The organism is Ellagibacter isourolithinifaciens, assembly GCF_008831035.1.
GTDB lineage: Bacteria > Actinomycetota > Coriobacteriia > Coriobacteriales > Eggerthellaceae > Ellagibacter > Ellagibacter isourolithinifaciens.
The window spans coordinates 13,456-31,536 of the sequence record NZ_WAJR01000007.1; the positions used below are offsets into that span (position 1 = coordinate 13,456).

Annotated in this window: 15 protein-coding genes; 14 read left to right on the forward strand and 1 reads right to left on the reverse strand. The window is 61.4% G+C overall.

The window, feature by feature from the left end:
• The first annotated feature begins 1 nt into the window (after position 1).
• From rsmD to F8C90_RS04230, 3 genes are all read left to right on the forward strand, one after another.
• Positions 2 to 589, forward strand: coding sequence for a 16S rRNA (guanine(966)-N(2))-methyltransferase RsmD (gene rsmD, locus F8C90_RS04220; RefSeq protein WP_158049207.1), 588 nt, complete (start codon positions 2 to 4; stop codon positions 587 to 589).
• 178 nt (positions 590 to 767) lie between these two features.
• Positions 768 to 1,244, forward strand: coding sequence for an ATP synthase subunit B family protein (locus tag F8C90_RS04225; RefSeq protein WP_158049208.1), 477 nt, complete (start codon positions 768 to 770; stop codon positions 1,242 to 1,244).
• Positions 1,244 to 1,858, forward strand: a complete 615-nt coding sequence (locus tag F8C90_RS04230) for a YceD family protein (RefSeq protein ID WP_158049209.1) — start codon at positions 1,244 to 1,246, stop codon at positions 1,856 to 1,858. Before F8C90_RS04225 ends, F8C90_RS04230 begins: the two co-directional genes overlap by 1 nt.
• Positions 1,859 to 2,042: 184 nt before the next feature.
• Here the strand turns inward: F8C90_RS04230 and F8C90_RS04235 are convergent, their stop codons facing one another.
• On the reverse strand, positions 2,043 to 2,933 hold the full coding sequence (locus F8C90_RS04235; protein ID WP_211361016.1) for a LysR family transcriptional regulator: 891 nt from the start codon (positions 2,931 to 2,933) through the stop codon (positions 2,043 to 2,045).
• Positions 2,934 to 3,199: 266 nt separating this feature from the next.
• On the opposite strand from F8C90_RS04235, the gene F8C90_RS04240 reads away from it, so the two are divergent.
• The 11 genes from F8C90_RS04240 (at position 3,200) to F8C90_RS04290 (ending at position 18,057) form a co-directional block, all read left to right on the forward strand.
• Entirely contained in the window at positions 3,200 to 4,513 is a 1,314-nt protein-coding gene (locus F8C90_RS04240) for an MFS transporter (RefSeq protein WP_170264539.1), read from the forward strand.
• Positions 4,514 to 4,540: 27 nt separating this feature from the next.
• Positions 4,541 to 5,551, forward strand: coding sequence for an alpha/beta hydrolase (locus tag F8C90_RS04245; RefSeq protein WP_158049212.1), 1,011 nt, complete (start codon positions 4,541 to 4,543; stop codon positions 5,549 to 5,551).
• Between the two features lie 309 nt (positions 5,552 to 5,860).
• A complete protein-coding gene (gene rpmF / locus F8C90_RS04250) occupies positions 5,861 to 6,040 on the forward strand; it encodes a 50S ribosomal protein L32 (RefSeq protein ID WP_158049213.1) in 180 nt (59 codons plus the stop codon).
• A gap of 162 nt (positions 6,041 to 6,202) precedes the next feature.
• Positions 6,203 to 7,249 (forward strand): phosphate acyltransferase PlsX, encoded by a 1,047-nt coding sequence (gene plsX, locus F8C90_RS04255; protein ID WP_281350320.1) that lies wholly within the window; start codon positions 6,203 to 6,205, stop codon positions 7,247 to 7,249.
• 51 nt (positions 7,250 to 7,300) lie between these two features.
• The gene (rnc, locus tag F8C90_RS04260) at positions 7,301 to 8,191 is read left to right on the forward strand and encodes a ribonuclease III (protein ID WP_158049214.1); all 891 of its coding nucleotides are present in this window, start codon (positions 7,301 to 7,303) and stop codon (positions 8,189 to 8,191) included.
• Positions 8,192 to 8,194: 3 nt separating this feature from the next.
• The gene (gene smc, locus F8C90_RS04265; protein WP_158049215.1) at positions 8,195 to 11,761 is read left to right on the forward strand and encodes a chromosome segregation protein SMC; all 3,567 of its coding nucleotides are present in this window, start codon (positions 8,195 to 8,197) and stop codon (positions 11,759 to 11,761) included.
• Positions 11,762 to 12,110: 349 nt separating this feature from the next.
• Positions 12,111 to 13,751, forward strand: coding sequence for an ABC transporter substrate-binding protein (locus F8C90_RS04270; RefSeq protein WP_158049216.1), 1,641 nt, complete (start codon positions 12,111 to 12,113; stop codon positions 13,749 to 13,751).
• A gap of 189 nt (positions 13,752 to 13,940) precedes the next feature.
• Positions 13,941 to 14,960, forward strand: coding sequence for an ABC transporter permease (locus tag F8C90_RS04275; RefSeq protein ID WP_158049217.1), 1,020 nt, complete (start codon positions 13,941 to 13,943; stop codon positions 14,958 to 14,960).
• Positions 14,961 to 14,965: 5 nt separating this feature from the next.
• Positions 14,966 to 15,901, forward strand: a complete 936-nt coding sequence (nikC, locus tag F8C90_RS04280; protein ID WP_170264540.1) for a nickel transporter permease — start codon at positions 14,966 to 14,968, stop codon at positions 15,899 to 15,901.
• A gap of 4 nt (positions 15,902 to 15,905) precedes the next feature.
• The gene (locus F8C90_RS04285; protein WP_158049219.1) at positions 15,906 to 17,018 is read left to right on the forward strand and encodes an ABC transporter ATP-binding protein; all 1,113 of its coding nucleotides are present in this window, start codon (positions 15,906 to 15,908) and stop codon (positions 17,016 to 17,018) included.
• Positions 17,008 to 18,057 (forward strand): ABC transporter ATP-binding protein, encoded by a 1,050-nt coding sequence (locus F8C90_RS04290; protein WP_158049220.1) that lies wholly within the window; start codon positions 17,008 to 17,010, stop codon positions 18,055 to 18,057. The genes F8C90_RS04285 and F8C90_RS04290 overlap by 11 nt, the downstream gene beginning before the upstream one ends.
• The last annotated feature ends 24 nt before the right edge of the window (positions 18,058 to 18,081 follow it).

An 18,081-nucleotide genomic window follows, 5' to 3' on the forward strand; every position in this document is an offset into this window, starting at 1 on the left:
CATGAGAATCATCGCAGGTGAATACCGTGGCCGCGTTATCAAGGCCCCTAAGGGGGATGGCACGCGCCCAACGACCGATCGCGTGCGCGAGTCGCTGATGAGCGCGCTCGCCTCCGCGCGCGGGGGCCTTGAGGGTGCGGTCGTGCTCGACGCCTTTGCAGGGTCGGGGGCACTAGGCCTCGAGGCTCTCTCCCGCGGTGCCGCATCGGCGTGCTTCTTCGAGCGCGATGGCGCGGCGGCGTCTGTGGTGTCCGGGAACATGCGCACGCTCGGCCTTGAACCGCGCCGCGCTCGCCTCGTACGCGCCGATGTGCTCGAGAAGCCGCCTCTGCGCCAACGTCCCGCGTTCGACCTGGTGTTTCTCGATCCACCCTACGCGCTTGCCGCGGAGGAGTCCCTCAGGATGGTGGCGAACCTCGCGAAGACGGGGGCCGTCTCGGGTGACGCTATTGTGGTGTACGAGCATGCGCTCTCGACGAATGCCGATGCCGACGAGGCGGAGGCGGCGTGTGGGTTTGCGCTTTCTTCCCGCAAGAAATACGGCGAGACGGCGGTCGATATCCTGCGCTTGGCAGATACGCTCGGGTAGCGCGCGGCGGGCGTAATTATCATTTTGCGCCCGCGCCACGCCGAGGCTTATGAATGCTCTGTGGTGCGTTTTGCCAAATCAGGGCGTCGTGATATGATAAGTGGACTCATGTGCGCACAAAGAGCAGCACACGAAACGCAGATTAAACGCTGCATAACAGCAGGTTGGAAGGAATAACATGGACGAAACCGGGGTCTTGGGTCTTCTCGAGGAACTCTCGATTTTGCTTGAGGATGCAAAGCCAGTTTTCGGCAAGAACAACCTTCGCCAGGTTGACGTGTCCGCCGCTTTCGAGATCATCGACGAGATCCGCGACACGTTCCCGAGCGAATTCGCGCAGTCGCGCCAGATTGTGCGCGAACGTCAGAGCCTTCTCGATGATGCGGAAGCCGAAGCGAACCGCATGATTGAAGATGCGCGCAGCCAGGCGATGACCATCGCCTCCGAGCAGGAGATCGTGCGCATCTCCCAGCAGCAGGCCGACACCATCTTGGCCGATGCCCGTGAACTTGAGCGTCAGACGCGCGCCGGCGCGGAAGACTACGCCGACGAGGTGTTCGGTCACGTCGAGCAGAGCCTCGATACGCTTCTCGGCAACGTGCGCCGCTGCCGCGATCGTCTGAACGCCGGGTCGACCAACGTCGGTCGCGGCTAATGGACGAGCTTTCCAGCGTCAGGAGCTCCCTGCGCGTCGTCTCAGGGGATCCGCTTTCCCTCGAGGTTCCCGCCGAGCTATTCTCGCCTGCAGAGTTTGCCCAGTTCGAGGGCACTGTTGCCGTTGATGAGTTCGAGTGTGGTCCCGACTCGTACCGCTTCAGTGAGCCGCTTTCGTGGCATGCCGACGTCTCCAACACAGGCGACGCGCTGCTCGTCACGGGAAACGTCACGGGAGAGGCGCGCACCGATTGCGCGCGCTGCCTCGAGGACGCGGTCTTCGATATCGAGGGCGAAATCGAAGGATACTTCCTGCTCGACGGCGCGGAGATTCCCGAAGGCGCCGACGAGGACGAGTTCGACCGTCTGCCTGCGAACCACGTGCTCGATATGGAGTCGCTCGTCGTTGCGGCCATCGTGTTCGAGCTTCCGCTCGTCCCTTTGTGCGATGAGGACTGCAAGGGCCTGTGCCCCACCTGTGGCGCCAACTTGAACGAGGGGCCGTGCGGGTGCGAGAAGGAGCAATCCGACGGGCCCGACGAGTTCGAGTTGGCGAAGAACCCCTTCGCGGCGCTTGCGAATTTCTCATTCGATTCCGACGAATCGGCCGATTAAGCTTAATCGCGTTCATTTTTCAGCGCGTCCGTCGAAATGGCGGGCGCGTTTTTTAGCGGTTTCGAGCCCTCGCATCCCGAGAAGCTCCTCCGAGCCTCTCTTCCGCTCTCGCGCCCTCGCGCGCACCTTGCCCCCGAAGCCTTCTTCCTCCCTTTCGCCCTGTGCTCTTTCTCTTTGCGTTTGCTTAGCTCATCTCTGCGTTCGAGAGGCCGCGCTCGGCGACTTCCATCTGCGCGAACTCGATGAATCGCTTCTCCGCGCTGGTGAGTGCCGCGTTTTCGGAGTAGACCATGTAGAACGTGCGGTAGTTGTTCTCGTTCTCGATTTCAAGGCAGCGCACATCGAGCTGGTCGAATAATGCGAGCCGCGGCACGACCGCGATGCCGAAGCCGGCAGCCACCATGCCGGTGACCGTATAGTCCTCGCGCTCCTCGGAAAGGTAGCGCACCGACACCCCGGCGTCCGAGTACATCTTGTCAACCGTCTGTCGAAGCCCCGTCCCTGGGGCGAACCCGACCTGCGGGTAGCGTGCCGCCTCGATAAGGTTCACGCTGTCCTTTCGCGCGAGCTCGTGGTCGCGGGGTGCGATGACGACGAGCTTCTGCTTCGCGACGGCGATATGCTTAAGCTCCTCGTTACCCACTCGCGAGCACAGCCCGATTCCCGATCGTCCTTCCTCGATGTCGGCCGCCACCTCGGACGCTATCCCTAGCCGTAAATCGAACTTGCATTCCTCATCGGGGAAGGCCTGCTTGAAACGCGTGATTGCGTTTGGGAGGAATATCGCGCCGAGGACGCGCATGAGCGAGATGCGCACGATCGAGGCGCCTCCTGCGATCGTCCGTGCGCGCGCCTTCCCGATGTCGAGCTCCTCGATTGCACGGTCGACGTGCTTGAGGTACTCCTCGCCGGCGGGCGTGAGGCGCACCCCGCGTGCAGTGCGCTCGAACAGCTTGATCTCCGTGCGCGCCTCGAGCTGCGATATCGCGTAGGAAAGCGCCGGCTGGCTGATAAAGAGCTGCTTTGCCGCAGCGGTGTAACTGCCGCACGCCGCGAGCGTCTGAAAGTATCTCAAGTGGTCGAAATCCATTGCCGTGAACCTTCTCGATTGTCTTTGCAGCACTATCTTTCTTGAATCTACCAGGTATTATCAACTTCTTTTATAGCTCGTCCATCCATTCTATTGGATTTGCACATTCGTGTTGCGAAATAATGCGCCCTGTCTCGCGACGGGCAACACGAAACAGGGGAGAGATACCGGCGACCGGAGGGAAAGCATGTGATCGCCGACGCGCGCCCGTCCCCCTCGCGGCTGTGGCCGTAGGACCAAGGAGGGCATGCATGGCAGCCTCATCGAAAACGCTCTCGAAAGAGCAAATTGCCAACCTATCCAAACGGGAGAAGACGACAATCCTCATTGCGATTTTGTCGCTGTACTTTGTTGTCTGCTCGACGATGACCATTTCGCCGGCGTTGCAGACGCTCTACAACGCGTTCCCTGATTTCGATCGCACCACCGTCATGTACATCTACACGCTGCCTTCACTCGTGGGCATCCCGGTGACTATCTTGATCGGCCTCATCGCGGGCACCAAGGTGCGCTACCGCACTATCCTGCTTTCCGCGACGGCGCTTATGGTCGTCATGGGCACAGCACCGTTCTTCATCGATAACCTGTATGTCATCCTTGCATGCCGCTTCCTGTTCGGCATCGGCCAGGCCTCCTGCCTCGGTGTCGAGGTGAGCCTTATGTACATGTTCTTCTCGGGCAAGGAGCTCGCTCGCTACATGGGCTTCACCCAGGTCGCAGGCTCTCTCGGCAACATCGTGTTCATGCAGATCGGCGGCATTCTTGCCACGACCGGCTGGCATATGGTCTTCCTCGCATACCTCATCGTCACCGTCGCCTTTGTGCTCGTGCTGCTCTTCATGAAGGAGCCCGAATTGAGCGCTCCCGCGAAGAAGGAGCAGGCGGTCGAGAACGCTGCTGGCGCCGTTTCCGCCAAGAAAGATCGCATCCCGCTTGCTTCCTGGGTGTGCATCTTTCTCGTGTTCTTCTTCACCCTCGTGTTCCAGGGCCTTACCGTGAGCCTCTCCTCGCTTGTGAGCGAGCTCGGCATCGGCGACGCCGCCACGACTGGCACTCTCTCTTCCATCTCCATGGTGTTCGGCATGATTGTGAGCGCATTCTTCGGCCCGATCTTCGGCGTGACCAAGCGTTTCGGTGGCCGCGTGCTCTGCCTGTTCGGCATGGCCGCTGCGTTTCTCATCATGATCAACATGCGCTCCTTCGTCGGTATCGCTGCCTCGATGTGCCTGTTCAGCTTCTTCGGCCTGCAGGTCATGATCAGCTCCATGGCGTCTGCCGCCAACGGCGCGCCCGACTCCGTGAAGGGCAAGATCGGTGCCTTCTGCCAGACCGGCGTGAAGATCGCCGTGTTCATTGTGTCCTACTACACCGCCGCCTCGCTTGCCGTGGCCCCCGCGACCGGCCTGTACGCCTTCGCCCCCTCGGCTGCCCAGTACTCCGCTGACCTCTGGACGGGTGCGCTTCTCTGCATCATCTGCGGTGTTGTCGGAATCGTGGCGCTCGTGGCCAAGAAGGGGAAAGGCTCGAAGGCAGTAAAGACCGAGACTGCGAGCAAAGCCGCTTAAAACTTTCGAGGAAAAGAGACGATTGAAATGACTGAAGAAATGAACGAGGCGCCCTTCAAGGCTGTCGATATGTCCCAGTTCAAGCGCACCTACCTCGACATCCCCTACGCCGATGCGCACGAGCGCGAGAAGCTCGATCTCGTGCTCCCCGACGAGGGCGAGGGGCCCTTCCCCGTGCTCGTTGTCGTGCACGGCGGCGCATGGAAGTTCCGCTTCAAGCGCGCGGACAACATCGCAGCGCTTTTCCAGGCGGCCTCGCAGGGCTATGCGGTCGCAAGCGTCGGGTATCGTTTGAGCTCGCATGCGAAGTGGCCTGCCCAGGTCAATGACGTGAAGGCAGCAATTCGCCACCTTCGCAATCATGCCGAGGAATATCATCTCGACCCCACGTGCGTGATCGTGTGCGGAAACTCCTCGGGCGGGCATATCGCCCAGGCAGTCGCTACGACCAACGACGACATCGACTTCGAGGACTGCATGCTCGGAGACAGCGGCGACTCGTCGGTCCAGGGCTGCTTCTCGATGTACGGCGTGTCCGACATCTACGTTTGCGAGCACCAGACGGGTCATCGCGACGATGGGGACAACCCGATGTCTCCTCCCGACCAGTTGATGGGCTTCTGCATCGTGGCAGAGCCGGAAGAGCGCTGCGAGATGGCGAGCTCCGTTAAGGCCATCAAACGTCGTCCCGACAAGGTGCCCCCGATGCTCATCCAGCATGGAACGGGCGATGTGGTTGTTCCCTTCGAGCAGTCGGTGGCGCTCTACGAGACGCTGCAAGGGCTCAGCGACGGTGGGTGCGTCGCGTACCGCTCAGCCGACCCCCACAAAGAGTACAAGCTGCTCAAAGACGAGCTTGCCGGCAAGCGTGCGGTTCTCGAGCTCGTGGAGGGAGCCGAGCATGGTGACGAGTGGTTCAAGACATCGGAGAACATGGATCGCTTCCTCGACTTCGCCGACGAGATCTCGGGAATCGATCGCAGTGCTCACCCGCGCACGCCGCTTCCCAAGATCGAGCTTGTGCCGTCGTATCTGTAGGAAGGTTCGAGGCGTAGCGCGGCCCGCGAGCCTGCGGGCCTGCGGGAGCGCCTAAACATGATGAGGCGCGGCCCTCTGCGGCTGCGAATAGGCGAGGGCGCGCGCTGTGCGAACGGTGCGCGCCCTTGTTTTGTCGCGGTGTCTGCGATTTTCTGCGCATTCTGCGCATTATGTGGTAAGCTGAGACGAAAACGCGCACAAGGCCTTGCGCCGTTCGTTTCTCTTTGCTATCATATCTCTTCGCGTGTTTACCCAGTGATAAACGGGCGGTTCGGAAATCCGTCCGATGTTTTACAAAGGAGCTAGATCATGGCAGTACCTAAGCAAAAAACGGGTCGTGCAAGCACCCATACTCGTCGCAGCGCTAACGACCGCATCGACGCACCTTCTCGTTCCGTGTGCCCGCAGTGCGGCGAAGTGAAGCTTCCGCATCGCGTGTGCCCGAACTGCGGCTTCTACAAGAACCGCGAAGTCATCGAGACCGAATAGCGGCTTGCGGGCTCGCCGAGTCCGACCTAGCTTCTTAACATAGGCAAGCCTGGAGCCTCCCATTTCCGTGCGCCCTTGCGCGCGGACGGGAGGCTTTTTCACGAGGTGGGTGCAATCGCGTCTGCCGGATAGGAGTTCACCTTGGGAAGGAAATCTCGCGAACTGGCCGCTGCGCGCGCTACGGCCGAGGCGTTTCCCGGAACCGTTCTTGCAGTTGACGCCATGGGCGGCGACAACGCGCCCTCCGTCGTGCTCGAAGGTGTCGCAGCAGCGCTTGAAGCCGATCCTGCGCTCAAGATCGTTTTGTGCGGGCCTGACGAGGTGGTGACCCCGTTCGCCGCGAACCATGAGCGCTGCGAGGCGCACGTTACCACCCAAGTGATCGATATGGGCGAGCACCCCGCCCGCGCCGTGCGACAGAAGAAGGACTCCTCGATCGTGGTCGGCTGCCGTTTGGTGAAGGAAGGCCAGGCGGCGGGCTTCTTCTCCGCAGGGTCTACGGGCGCATGCCTCGCCGCTGCGACCCTCGTGGTCGGGCGTGTGAAGGGCGTGCAGCGCCCGGCTCTCGCCATGCCCCTTCCCGCGCCGTCCCACCCGCTCCTTCTGTGCGACGTGGGCGCGAATGCCGACTGCAAGCCTGCCTACCTCGTGCAGTTCGCCCGCATGGCGGGTATCTACGCCGAACGCATCTTGGGTATCCCGAATCCGCGCATCGGCCTTCTCAACATCGGCGAGGAGGAGGAAAAGGGCAACGACCTCGCGATCAAGACGCATGCGCTCATGGCCAAGCAGGTGCCAGGCTTTGCGGGCAATGCCGAGGGACGCGATATCCTTACGGGCGATTTCGACGTCGTGGTGTGCGACGGCTTCACCGGCAACGTGACCCTCAAGACCATTGAGGGCACGTCGAAGGTGCTTTTCAAGATGGTGAAGGAAGCCATGATGTCGTCTGCGAAGGCGAAGATCGGCGCGCTCGCGCTCAAAAGCGAGCTTTACGAGCTGAAAGACCGCATGAGCGCTGACACCTACGGTGGCGCGCCGCTTCTGGGCTGCAAAGGCGCCGTCGTCGTCGGGCATGGCTCCTCGAACGCGAAGGCGGTGAAGAACGGCATCCTCGTGACCGCCCGCGCCGCCCGGGAGAACGTTTCTGAAATAATCGCGCAGACGCTCGCAGGCTCCGACGCAAGTAATTCTGAACAGGTAGAATAAACGTTTAAGCAATCAGAAGCCACGGGAATCGCAAGGTGGTCGGATATCAGCATGTCGATGACTGAAGAACAGCAGGAAAAGCTCGCACGCGCCCAGGAAATCTTGGGCTACGAATTCAAACAGGAGCAGCTGCTCCTCTCGGCAATCACGCACCCTTCGGCGACGGAGGGCCGCCCGGTCAAATATTCCTACGAGCGCTTGGAGTTCTTGGGCGACTCCATCGTGGGCGCCATCGTCGCGGCGATCGCGTTCGACAGCTTCCACGAGATCGACGAGGGCGGGCTCACCCGCATCAAGGTGGCGCTCGTCGCGGGCTCGAGCCTGTCGGATGTGGCCGCGAAGCTTGGTTTCGCCGACATCATCGTGTTCGGCTCCTCCGAGACGGGCACGGGCAAGCGAGGCCTTCATTCCGCGCTCGAGAACGTCTACGAGGCGGTCGTTGCCGCGCTCTACCTTGACGGCGGAATCGACGCTGCAGTGAAGTTCGTGCGCCGCACGCTCATCCCGCATATGTCGCTCGATCTGGCCGCGCAGCCCGAAAACCCCAAGAGCGCCCTTCAGGAGAAGCTGCAGGAGGGCGGCATCACGCCGACTTACAAGTTGATCGAAACGCAGGGCCCGCCGCACGACCGCACGTTTGTCGCTCAGGTCTACGCGGGTGACCAGGGACTTGCCCGCGGCACCGGTCGCACGAAGAAGGAGGCCGAGAGCCAGGCTGCGAAGAGCACGCTTGCGCGCCTCGGCGAGTTCTTCGGGCTTGGTCTGACCGAGGAAGAGCGCGCTGCAAAGGAAAAGGCCGCGGCGCAGGCCAAGGCCGAGAAGGCAGCCGCCCGAGCCGCCAAGGAGGAAGCTGCAGCGCATGCGAAGGCCGAGAAGGCCTCCGAGCGCGCCCGCATCAAAGCTGAGAAGGAAGCCGCACGCCTTCAGAAGAAGCAGGGCTAGCGAATGCACCTCAAATCCCTCGTCCTCAAGGGCTTTAAGTCCTTTGCCGATAGAAGCGCGCTCACGCTCGAGCCGGGCATCACGGCGGTCGTGGGCCCGAACGGGTCGGGCAAATCGAACATCTCGGATGCCGTGCTGTGGGTGCTCGGCGAGCGCAATGCCAAGCACCTGCGCGGACAGGCCATGGAAGATGTCATTTTCGCCGGCTCCTCCGCCCGTCGTGCGGCGGGGCTTGCAGAAGTCGACTTGGTGCTCGACAACTCCGACGGCACGCTTCCCGTCGACTACGACGAGGTTGCGATTACGCGCCGTATGTACCGCTCGGGCGAAAGCGAGTACCTGATCAACGGCACGGTTGCGCGCCGTATGGACGTGCTCGACATTCTTCACGACTCGGGACTTGGGACGGGCACGCACTCGATTATCTCGCAGGGCAGCCTCGACTCCATCCTGCAATCGAAGCCCGAAGACCGCCGCGCGCTCATCGAAGAGGCCGCGGGAACGCTCAAGCACAAGCAGCGCAAGGCGAAAAGCGAGCGCAAGCTGGCCCAGATGGACCAGCATCTCGCGCGCGTGCGCGACGTGACCGCCGAGGTCGAACGTCAGCTGAAACCGCTCGAGCGCAAGGCGAAGCGCGCCCGCACCTACATCGGGCTTTCCGCCGAGCTCTCCGATCTGAAGCTTAAGCTTGCAGTTGACGACTTGCGCCAGCTTCAGGAAAAGCACGCTGCCGCCACGGCGCGCGAGGAAGCCGTTGCTTGCGAGCTCGAGGCGAAGCGCGCGGAGATTTCAGCTGCGGAAGCTGCTGTAGAGGCGCTGCAGGAGAAGATTCGTCAAGAGGGAGCGAGCGCCGGCGAGCTTACACGCCAGCATCGCCAGGCTTCGGGCGCTGTTGAGCGCATTGAGTCCGCTGAGCTTGTCATGCGCGAGCGCAAGCGCGCAGCGTGTGCCCGCGCGGGCGAGCTTGCGGTGTCGCTCGAGGCGAACGCCGCTCGCACAAAGACCGCCCAAGCCGACCTCGATGCTGCAAACGCCCAGCTTGCAAGCGTGCAGGCCGAGCGTGCGCAATCTGAAGAAAAGGTGTCGCGGCTCGCTGCCGACCATGCGGACGTGACGTCGAGGCGCGCCGAGACCGAGAAGCGCGCAACCGAGCTCGGCCGCGCAAGTCGCGATTTGGAATCGCGCATCAACTCGGCCCGCGCCAAGCACGCCGAGCTTAAAGAGGCCCTCACGAACGGGCTCGCGCACATGAAGATCATCGAGGGGCATACCCAGGAGCTTACCCTTCAGTTCGACCGCGCCCAGGCCGAGGCCTCCCAGGCGGAGGCCCATGCCCGAATGCTCGCCGAAGAGCTCTCGGCCCTCGAGCAGGTCGAGAAGGAATCCCGCATGCACGTGGGCGAGGCTGTGCGCGCTGCCGAGGAGGCACGTGCCGCCCGCGACGAGGCGAGCGACGCCGAGCGCGCCTGCGCTGCATCAATCGAGGCGTTGCGCGAAGTTGAGCGGGCATCCGCGAAGGCCCAGGGCCCGGCGCTCGAATGGCTCGCGAGCAATGCTGCCGCCTTCGATGCCGCAGTCGCGCCGCTTTCTCACGAAATCTCTGCTCCCGAAGGCCAGGAGGCACTCGTCGAGCACCTCCTCGGCGCCGACGTGGCAGCGCTCCTCGTGGCTGACGGATCGCATGCGGCAAGCATGGTCGCCGCGCTTGCCGCCGAAGGGAAAAACGGCGAGGTGACGCTTGTCTTGCGCGACGACGCGAACGGGGTTTCCACGCCTGATGCCTCAGCGCGATCCGCGAATGCGTTGGGCCGGGCACTTCTCGAGGGGCTTTCGTTCCCCGAGTCGTCCGCTCGTGCGGTTCGCGCGCTCCTCGGTGATGTCGTCGTGTGTGAAAACCTTGAGGAGGCGCTCGCCGCCCATGAGGCCGACACGCTCGGCCTGCGCTTTGTCACGCCCGACGGGTGCATCGTGTGGCCGACGGGCAAGGTGGTCGCCGGTCGCCATGTCGACGATGGGGGACAGGGCGCCCTCGCGCGCGCTCGCAGGCTTGAGGAGCTTTCCCGCGAGCTTGTCATCGCGAGGGAGGCGACGCAAAAGGCGAAGGAGGCTGCCGATGCCGCCGATGCTGCCCTGCGCACGGCGCAAGGGGAAAGCCTTGCGAAAAGCCAGGAGCTCGCTGCCGCCAAGGGCAAGTCGGACGCCGCGCGCGCTGCTGCCGACGCTGCCGCGCAGAAGCTCACTTCGACTCGCCACGAGCTCGAGAATGTCGAGCGGCAACGCTCGGAGGCGGAGCAGGTCATCGCGAAGGCCCGTCCCGACGTGGAGGAGTATGCGCGCTTGGCCGACGAGCTCGGGCACGAGCTGGAAGGCGTGAAGGAAAGTCTTGCCGCCGCGCTCGACGCCGCCGCCCCCTTGCGCGATGCCGCCCAGCAGGCAACCGATGCGCTCTCCGAAGCACGCCTCGCCGCAGCGACGCTTGTGGAGCGCGAGACCTACACTGTCCGCGTCCGCGATGCGCGCGCAGGGGAGCTCGCTCAGCTTGCCGCTCAGGCGAAGACGCAGCGTTTGGCCCATCGTGCGAAGGAGCTTTCCGCATCCCGCATCGAGCCTCTGCTTGCGGTGTTCGAGGAGCTCGCGCAGAGCGCCCGCCGCTGGACGGTCGACTTGGAAGACAAGGCAACGCAGGCGCAGGATTCGCAATCGGGGCTGCATTCCCAGGCGAACGAGGCGCGCTCGAAGGCGCGCGCGGCTCACGACGCCTACGACGCGGCCAGTGAGCGCATGAGCGCTGCGCGTGTGGATAAAGGACGTTTGGAGGTGCAGGTCGAGGCTGCGGTCAACGAGATTGTCCACGGTTGCCGCACGCCGCTCGAGACGGCGCTCGCGTGCCCCGAGCTCGAGAATCGCCACGAAGTGGAGGACGCCGCCTTCAAGCTGCGCCGCCGCATCGCCAACCTGGGCACGATCAATCCCGACGCCGCCGACGAGTACGACGCGCTCAAGGTGCGCTACGACTATCTGGCAAGCCAGCTTGCCGACCTCGACGGCGCGCGCAAGGCGCTCGCGAAGATCAACCGCGTCATCGATGCGCGCATGAAGGACGATTTCGCGAGGACCTACGAGGCGGTAAACGCCAACTTCCAGGAAATCTTCTCCACGCTGTTTCCCGGTGGCACGGCGCATCTGTCCCTCGTCGATCCCGACGACATGGAGAACACGGGCGTGGAGGTCTCGGCGCAGCCGCGCGGCAAGCGCATTACGAAGATGTCGCTCATGTCCGGCGGCGAGAAGTCGCTCACCGCGATTGCTCTTCTGTTCGCGGTGTATCGCATTCGCACGACGCCGTTCTACATCTTGGACGAGGTCGAGGCTGCGCTCGACGACACGAACCTGCGCCGCCTTATCGCGTTCGTGGAATCGCTTCGCGGCACCACGCAGCTCATTATGATCACGCACCAGCGTCGTACGATGGAGACCGCAGACGTGCTCTTCGGCGTCTCCATGCAGGCCGACGGCGTGACGAAGGTCATTAGCCAGAAGCTCGATAGGGCCCTGCAGTACGCCGAGTAAGGGACTTGCAAGGGGTCCATCGCCTTCGTTTTAGCTTGGCAGCAGGCTTGCGCGAACTCAACGGGGGAGTCCGACGAGACTCTCCCGCATACCAAGGAGAGACTTCCCGCGCCTTGCTGATTTGCCACAGTTGGGGAAAATGCTCTCTTTTCCCTACCGTTTATGAAGAAATCCGACTACTTTACTGGCAGAATTTCTCCATTTATGATTCACAATCCACGTTTCTGCGCTAAAGTATATGAATACGAATTGCCTAGTGATTGCTAGGTGTTCGTTCGGACGCGTGGGTATGGGAGCCTGCGCAGGCGGCTTGCCGAATGGCTGGCTGAAATGGGAAGGGAGTATTCAGATGGAAGAGAACAAGCTCAAGTTCAGCAGGCGCCAGTTCATGGGGCTGCTCGGAACCGCAGTTGCGGGAACCGCCATGATGGGCATGGTTGGTTGCTCCGGCGGGGGGTCCGAGAAGAAGGGTGACGGCAAGGCCGCTTCCGGCGACAAGGCCGCCGACAGCATCACCTACAGCTTGACTGCCGATCCCCGCGCCCTCGATCCGGCGTATTTCGACGACGGCGAGTCCGCGGTTGTGAGCTGCAACATTTACGAGGGCCTCTATGGTTTCGCTGAGAAGAACGCGGAAGTCAAGCCCCTTCTCGCCACCGAGTTGCCCGAGATTTCCGACGATGGTCTCACCTACACCATCAAGCTGCGCGAAGGCGTGAAATTTCACGACGGCACCGACTTCAACGCCGACGCCGTGAAGACCTCGATTGAGCGTTTGCTCGAGCCGAACCGCAACTCCGACCAGCCTTATGCCTCCTTCGTGTTTGGCGAGGAAGCTGCGAATTCCGGCGTGAAGACCGTCGAGGCGGTCGACGCCACCACCGTGAAGATCACGATGCGCGCGGCGAACACCTCATTTTTGAAGAACCTGGCCATGGCCCTCGCGTCTCCGATCGTTTCCCCGAAGGCCATTGAAGCAGCCTCCGCTGGCTCCGCTATCACCACGCCCTGTGGTACCGGCCCCTATAAGTTCGTTGACTGGACGAAGTCCGCTTCCGTAACCCTCGAGGCCAATGAGGATTACTGGGACAAGGATAATGCTCCCAAGACGAAGAACATCATCTTCAAGATCATCGCCGAGGGCAACACCCGCATCACTTCGCTGCTGAACGGCGAGTGCGACATCATCTCGTCGGTCGACCCGTCTTCGGCAAACCAGATCACCGACGGTGGCTACGAGCTGTTCTCCGAGGATGGCATGACCATCAATTACATGGCGTTCAACACGGACGAGGGCGGCATCTGCGCCGACAAGGAAGTCCGCAAGGCCATCGCCCAGGCAATCAACGTCGAGGAAATGGTTTCTGCAATCTACGGCGAGTACGCTTCTGTCGCGAATTCCGTCATGCCGCTTTGGATGGCGCCTTACGACAAGGACGTCAAACAGACCGCATACGACCCCGATGCCGCGAAGGCAACCCTCGCTGCTAAGGGAGTCACCAAGCTCGCTTGCATCACCTACTCCACCGCTCGTCCGTACAACGCAAAGGGCGGCGTTGAGCTCGCTAACATGGTTCAGGGCTATCTGTCCAAGGTCGGCGTCGATGTGGAGATCACCCAGTACGATTGGACGACTTACAAGTCCAAGGTGCAGACCGATCCCTATGACATCTGCTTCTACGGCTGGACCGGCGACAACGGCGACCCGGACAACTTCATGAACCTGCCTGCGGACTCCAACAGGTCCATGAACGTTGCCCACTGGGATAACGAGGAATACAAGGCTCTCATCGCAAAGGGTATTGCAACGCCCGACGGCGACGAGCGCGATGCCATCTACAAGCAATGCGAGGAAATGATGGCTGAGGAGCAGCCGTGGTTGCTCATCTCCCACTCCAAGAATCTGCTCGGCTATAGCCCGAAGGTGAAGGGTTTCTATTATCACCCGACGGGAGTCGCGTTCTTCAAGGGCGTTTCCAAGGAAGCGTAGCGCTTTCCCGGCATTTTGCCTTCACGGTGCGCGGGGCGGTCTCTTTGCTGCCCCGCGCACCTTTTCAGCGCAGCGGCGGCTTGCCTTGAGCTGAATCTTGCCGATTCGGTTCAGGGCAGGATCGCGTGACCTGCGTATCGCGGCCCTTCCAGACGAGACGATTTGGGCCGCATCTTCGAAAGGACAACGGTGCTTAAATACATCCTCAAAAGAATCCTTATGGTGATTCCCGTGCTGCTGGGTGTGACGATCATCATCTTCTTCATCACGCGCGTTCTCGCCTCCGACCCGGCTCCTGTGGTCTTGGGAGAGCATGCGACGGCGGAGGCGATGGCCGCATGGCGGGCCGACTACGGCCTCGATGATCCTATCTGGATGCAGTACGTCAACTTCCTGGTATCGGCGATCCAAGGTGATTTGGGAACGTCGTACTACACGCACACGCCCGTCGCGTCTGAGCTTGCAGCGCGTTTCCCAGCAACCGCCGAACTTGCGTTGTGCGCCATTATCGTGGCTTCCATCTGCGGTATTGCGCTTGGTGTGCTCGCTGCGGTGAAGAAGAACAAGCTTGCCGACAACGCTTCGATGGTGCTTGCGCTCATCGGCGTGTCGATGCCTGTTTTCTGGTCGGGCATTCTGCTCATCTTGCTGTTCTCGGCGACGCTGCATATCCTGCCGTCCTCCGGTCGCGTGACGCCGCTTTTGCAGCCGACCGGCGGTACGGGCTTCTTCATCTTCGATACCATCGCGAAAGGCGATTTCGAAGCGCTTGGCGATGTGCTTGTCCACCTTGTCCTACCGACGGTTACGCTATCGCTTTACTCCATGGCCATCATCACGCGCATGACGCGCTCTTCGATGCTCGAAACGCTCAACGCTGATTATATCCGCACGGCGCGCGCGAAGGGGTTGGCGAAGCGCTCGGTGAACGTCAAGCATGCGCTGCGCAATGCGATGCTTCCCGTGTCGACCGTTATCGGCTTGCAGTTAGGAAGCTTGCTCGGCGGCGCCTTGCTTACCGAAACCGTGTTCGCATGGCCGGGCATCGGCAAGTTCGCCGTTGACTGCGTATTGAAGAGCGACTTCCCGGTGGTACAAGGCGTGGTGCTCCTGGTCGCCGTTATCTTCGTCTTCATGAATCTGCTTGTTGACATCATCTACGCATGGCTCGATCCGCGTATTAAATACGGCGCGAAGGAAGAGGGGTGATCGGCATGAGCAAAAAAACCGTTCTGGCAACACAGGGCGCTGCAGGCGAAGTGACGAACAGCCAAGCCCAGCAGCCTGTCGAAAAGCGCGAGAGCATCTGGAAAGACGTGCTTGACGGCATCGTCTCGAACAAGGCGGCCCTTGTGTCGGCCATCTTCATCTTGCTCCTTGCGCTGATTGCGATTGTGACCAAGCTCGTTCCGGGCATCCTGCCCTACGATCCCTATGAGCAGAACCTTGCTGAATCCGTGCAAGGCCCCTCGGCTGCGCATTGGTTCGGAACCGACATCCAGGGCCGCGATATCTTCTCGCGTGTGCTTGTGGGCACGCAGATCACGCTCGTCGTGGGCCTTGCCGCTGTGGCTATATCGCTTACCGTTGGCGTTCTGCTTGGCGCGATTGCGGGCTACAAGGGCGGCAAGTGGGATACCGTCATCATGCGCATCATGGACATGATGCTCGCTATTCCGTCGATTCTTCTCGCCATCGCTATCATGGCTGCGCTTGGCCAGGGCATCGAGAAGGCGGTTGTGGCTATCGGCCTGGTCGCTATTCCCGAATATGCTCGCATCGTTCGCTCCGAGATTCTCGCAATCAAGGAGAACGATTACGTGGCAGCTGCCCGCGTGATCGGCGACTCGAACTTCGCAATCGTGTTCCGCCATGTGCTTCCGAACGCGCTGCCATCGATTATCGTGCGTGCAACGCTCGGCATTTCCTCGGCTATCCTCGACTGTGCGGCGCTCGGCTTCCTCGGTCTGGGCGTGCAGCCGCCCGATGCCGAATGGGGCGACATGCTCGGACGCGGCCGCAACGAGCTCTTCCGCGCTCCGTGGCTTATGATTTTCCCTGGTCTCGCCATCACGCTTACTGTGCTTGCATTCAACCTACTCGGCGACGGTATTCGCGACGGTTTGGATCCGAAGTCGAGGAAGAGGTAGTCCGATGTTGCTTGAAGTGAAGAGCCTCTGCACCGAATTTCCGGTGAAACGCGGCGTGGTCCGCGCAGTTGACGACGTGAGCTTTGAAGTCAGCGAAGGCGAGATTTTGGCTATCGTGGGAGAGTCCGGTTCGGGCAAATCCGTCACAAGCCTGTCCATCATGGGCTTGCTTGCGGAGCCCGGTCATGTTGCCGGCGGCGAGATGACCTTCGACGGGAAAGACCTCGTCCATCTCTCCGAGAAGGAATATCGCGAGATGCGCGGCAACGATATGGCCATGATCTTCCAAGAGCCCATGACCTCGCTCAACCCCGTGTACCGCATCGGCGATCAGATCGTCGAGGCTATCCGCACCCACGAGAAGGTTTCGAAGAAAGAAGCGCTCACGCGCGCTATCGACCTTCTCCGCAAGGTCGGCATCCCCAGCCCTGAGGCGCGTGTGCGCGATTATCCGCACCAGATGTCGGGCGGTATGCGCCAGCGCGTCATGATTGCCATGGCGCTCGCCTGCAATCCCAAGCTTCTCATTGCCGACGAGCCCACAACGGCGCTCGACGTGACGATCCAGGCGCAGATCCTCGACCTGCTTCGCCGCCTTCGCGAGGATACCGACATGGCCGTTCTCCTGATCACGCACGATCTCGGTGTCGTCTCCGAAATCGCCGACCGCGTTGTGGTCATGTACTGCGGCCAGGTGGTCGAAGAGGCCGAGGTGCGCTTGCTGTTCGACAATCCGATGCATCCCTATACGCTTGGCCTTTTGAAGTCCATTCCTCGGTTGGAAGATGACGACAGCAAACGTCTCTACATGATTAAAGGCATGGTCCCCAATCCGCTCGAGATGCCCCCGGGATGCCACTTCTCCGACCGCTGTGATAGCTGCATGCAGGTTTGCCGCGAGCGGATGCCAGAGTTGGTGCAGGTGGGCGACCATAAGGTTCGCTGCTTCCTCTACGAGGAACAGGATGGCCATGCGAAAGATGCCGCCGAGGTGAAGGCGAACGAGGAAAAGGCTCGCGAGGCTATCGAGGCGGCGCGTGAGGTTTCGACCGCCGAAGCGCTTATCGAGGGCGATGTGGCGCGGGAGGCCGAGGAGGGAGGCGCTGATGAGCGATAACGGAAATATTGCGAGCCCTGAGCTGCGCAACGATGACGTGCTGCTCGATGTGCAGCATCTGACGAAGCTCTTCGCAGCTGAGACGAACTTCTTCGGCAAGGCGACGTCTTATGTGCATGCGGTGGACGACGTAAGCTTTCAGATTAAGAGGGGAGAGGCGTTCGGCCTTGTGGGCGAGTCTGGGTGCGGCAAGACCACCGTTGGCAAGATGCTCGTGAACCTGCTTCGCCCCACGAGCGGCAAGATTATCTTTGACGGTAAAGACCTCACCGCGATGAAGGACTCCGAGCGCAAGAGCTACTGCAAGGACATCCAGCTCATCTTCCAGGACCCCTATGCTTCCTTGAACCCGCGCATGCGCATCGGTGACATCATCGCCGAGCCGATGATTGCAAATAACATCGTTCCAAAGGACAAGGTCGAAGCTCGCGTGAATGAGCTTTTGGAATGCGTCGGCCTGGCAAATTATATGCGCAACCGCTATCCGCACGAGTTCTCTGGCGGCCAGCGCCAACGCGTTGGTATTGCCCGCGCGCTCGCCGTGAACCCCAAGCTCATCGTTTGCGATGAGCCAGTCTCCGCGCTCGACGTCTCCATTCAGGCTCAGGTTCTCAACTTGCTCGACGATCTTAAAGAGGAGTTCGGCTTAACCTACCTGTTCATCGCGCATGGCTTAAACGTCGTGAAGCATGTTTCCGATCGCGTGGGTGTTATGTATTTGGGCAGGATCATGGAGATTGCCCCGAAGCGCTCGCTTTATGCCGACCCGTTGTCCCCCTACACGCAGGCGCTGCTTTCCGCTATCCCTGCGGTCGATTCGAAATCGAAGCGCGAGCGCATCATCTTGCAAGGTGATGTTCCCTCCCCAATCGACCCGCCCCCGGGATGCCGTTTCGCGGGCCGCTGCTTCAAGCGCCTCGGCGTATGCGGGAACTCGGTTCCCGAGCTGCGCGAGGTGAAGGAAAACCATCGGTGCGCCTGCCACCTGTACGACCCCGAGCTTCCTCCAACGGAGGAGATGACTCGCGCGGCGCGCTAATTCACCGCTTCCGCCTACGTGTTG

Excerpts from the sequence above, each read along its gene's own strand:
- rsmD (WP_158049207.1), top strand. The coding sequence starts at position 2 with ATGAGAATCATCGCAGGTGAATACCGTGGCCGCGTTATCAAGGCCCCT.
- F8C90_RS04225 (WP_158049208.1), top strand. The coding sequence starts at position 768 with ATGGACGAAACCGGGGTCTTGGGTCTTCTCGAGGAACTCTCGATTTTG.
- F8C90_RS04230 (WP_158049209.1), top strand. The coding sequence starts at position 1,244 with ATGGACGAGCTTTCCAGCGTCAGGAGCTCCCTGCGCGTCGTCTCAGGG.
- F8C90_RS04240 (WP_170264539.1), top strand. The coding sequence starts at position 3,200 with ATGGCAGCCTCATCGAAAACGCTCTCGAAAGAGCAAATTGCCAACCTA.
- F8C90_RS04245 (WP_158049212.1), top strand. The coding sequence starts at position 4,541 with ATGACTGAAGAAATGAACGAGGCGCCCTTCAAGGCTGTCGATATGTCC.
- rpmF (WP_158049213.1), top strand. The coding sequence starts at position 5,861 with ATGGCAGTACCTAAGCAAAAAACGGGTCGTGCAAGCACCCATACTCGT.
- rnc (WP_158049214.1), top strand. The coding sequence starts at position 7,301 with ATGTCGATGACTGAAGAACAGCAGGAAAAGCTCGCACGCGCCCAGGAA.
- smc (WP_158049215.1), top strand. The coding sequence starts at position 8,195 with ATGCACCTCAAATCCCTCGTCCTCAAGGGCTTTAAGTCCTTTGCCGAT.
- F8C90_RS04270 (WP_158049216.1), top strand. The coding sequence starts at position 12,111 with ATGGAAGAGAACAAGCTCAAGTTCAGCAGGCGCCAGTTCATGGGGCTG.
- nikC (WP_170264540.1), top strand. The coding sequence starts at position 14,966 with ATGAGCAAAAAAACCGTTCTGGCAACACAGGGCGCTGCAGGCGAAGTG.
- F8C90_RS04285 (WP_158049219.1), top strand. The coding sequence starts at position 15,906 with ATGTTGCTTGAAGTGAAGAGCCTCTGCACCGAATTTCCGGTGAAACGC.
- F8C90_RS04290 (WP_158049220.1), top strand. The coding sequence starts at position 17,008 with ATGAGCGATAACGGAAATATTGCGAGCCCTGAGCTGCGCAACGATGAC.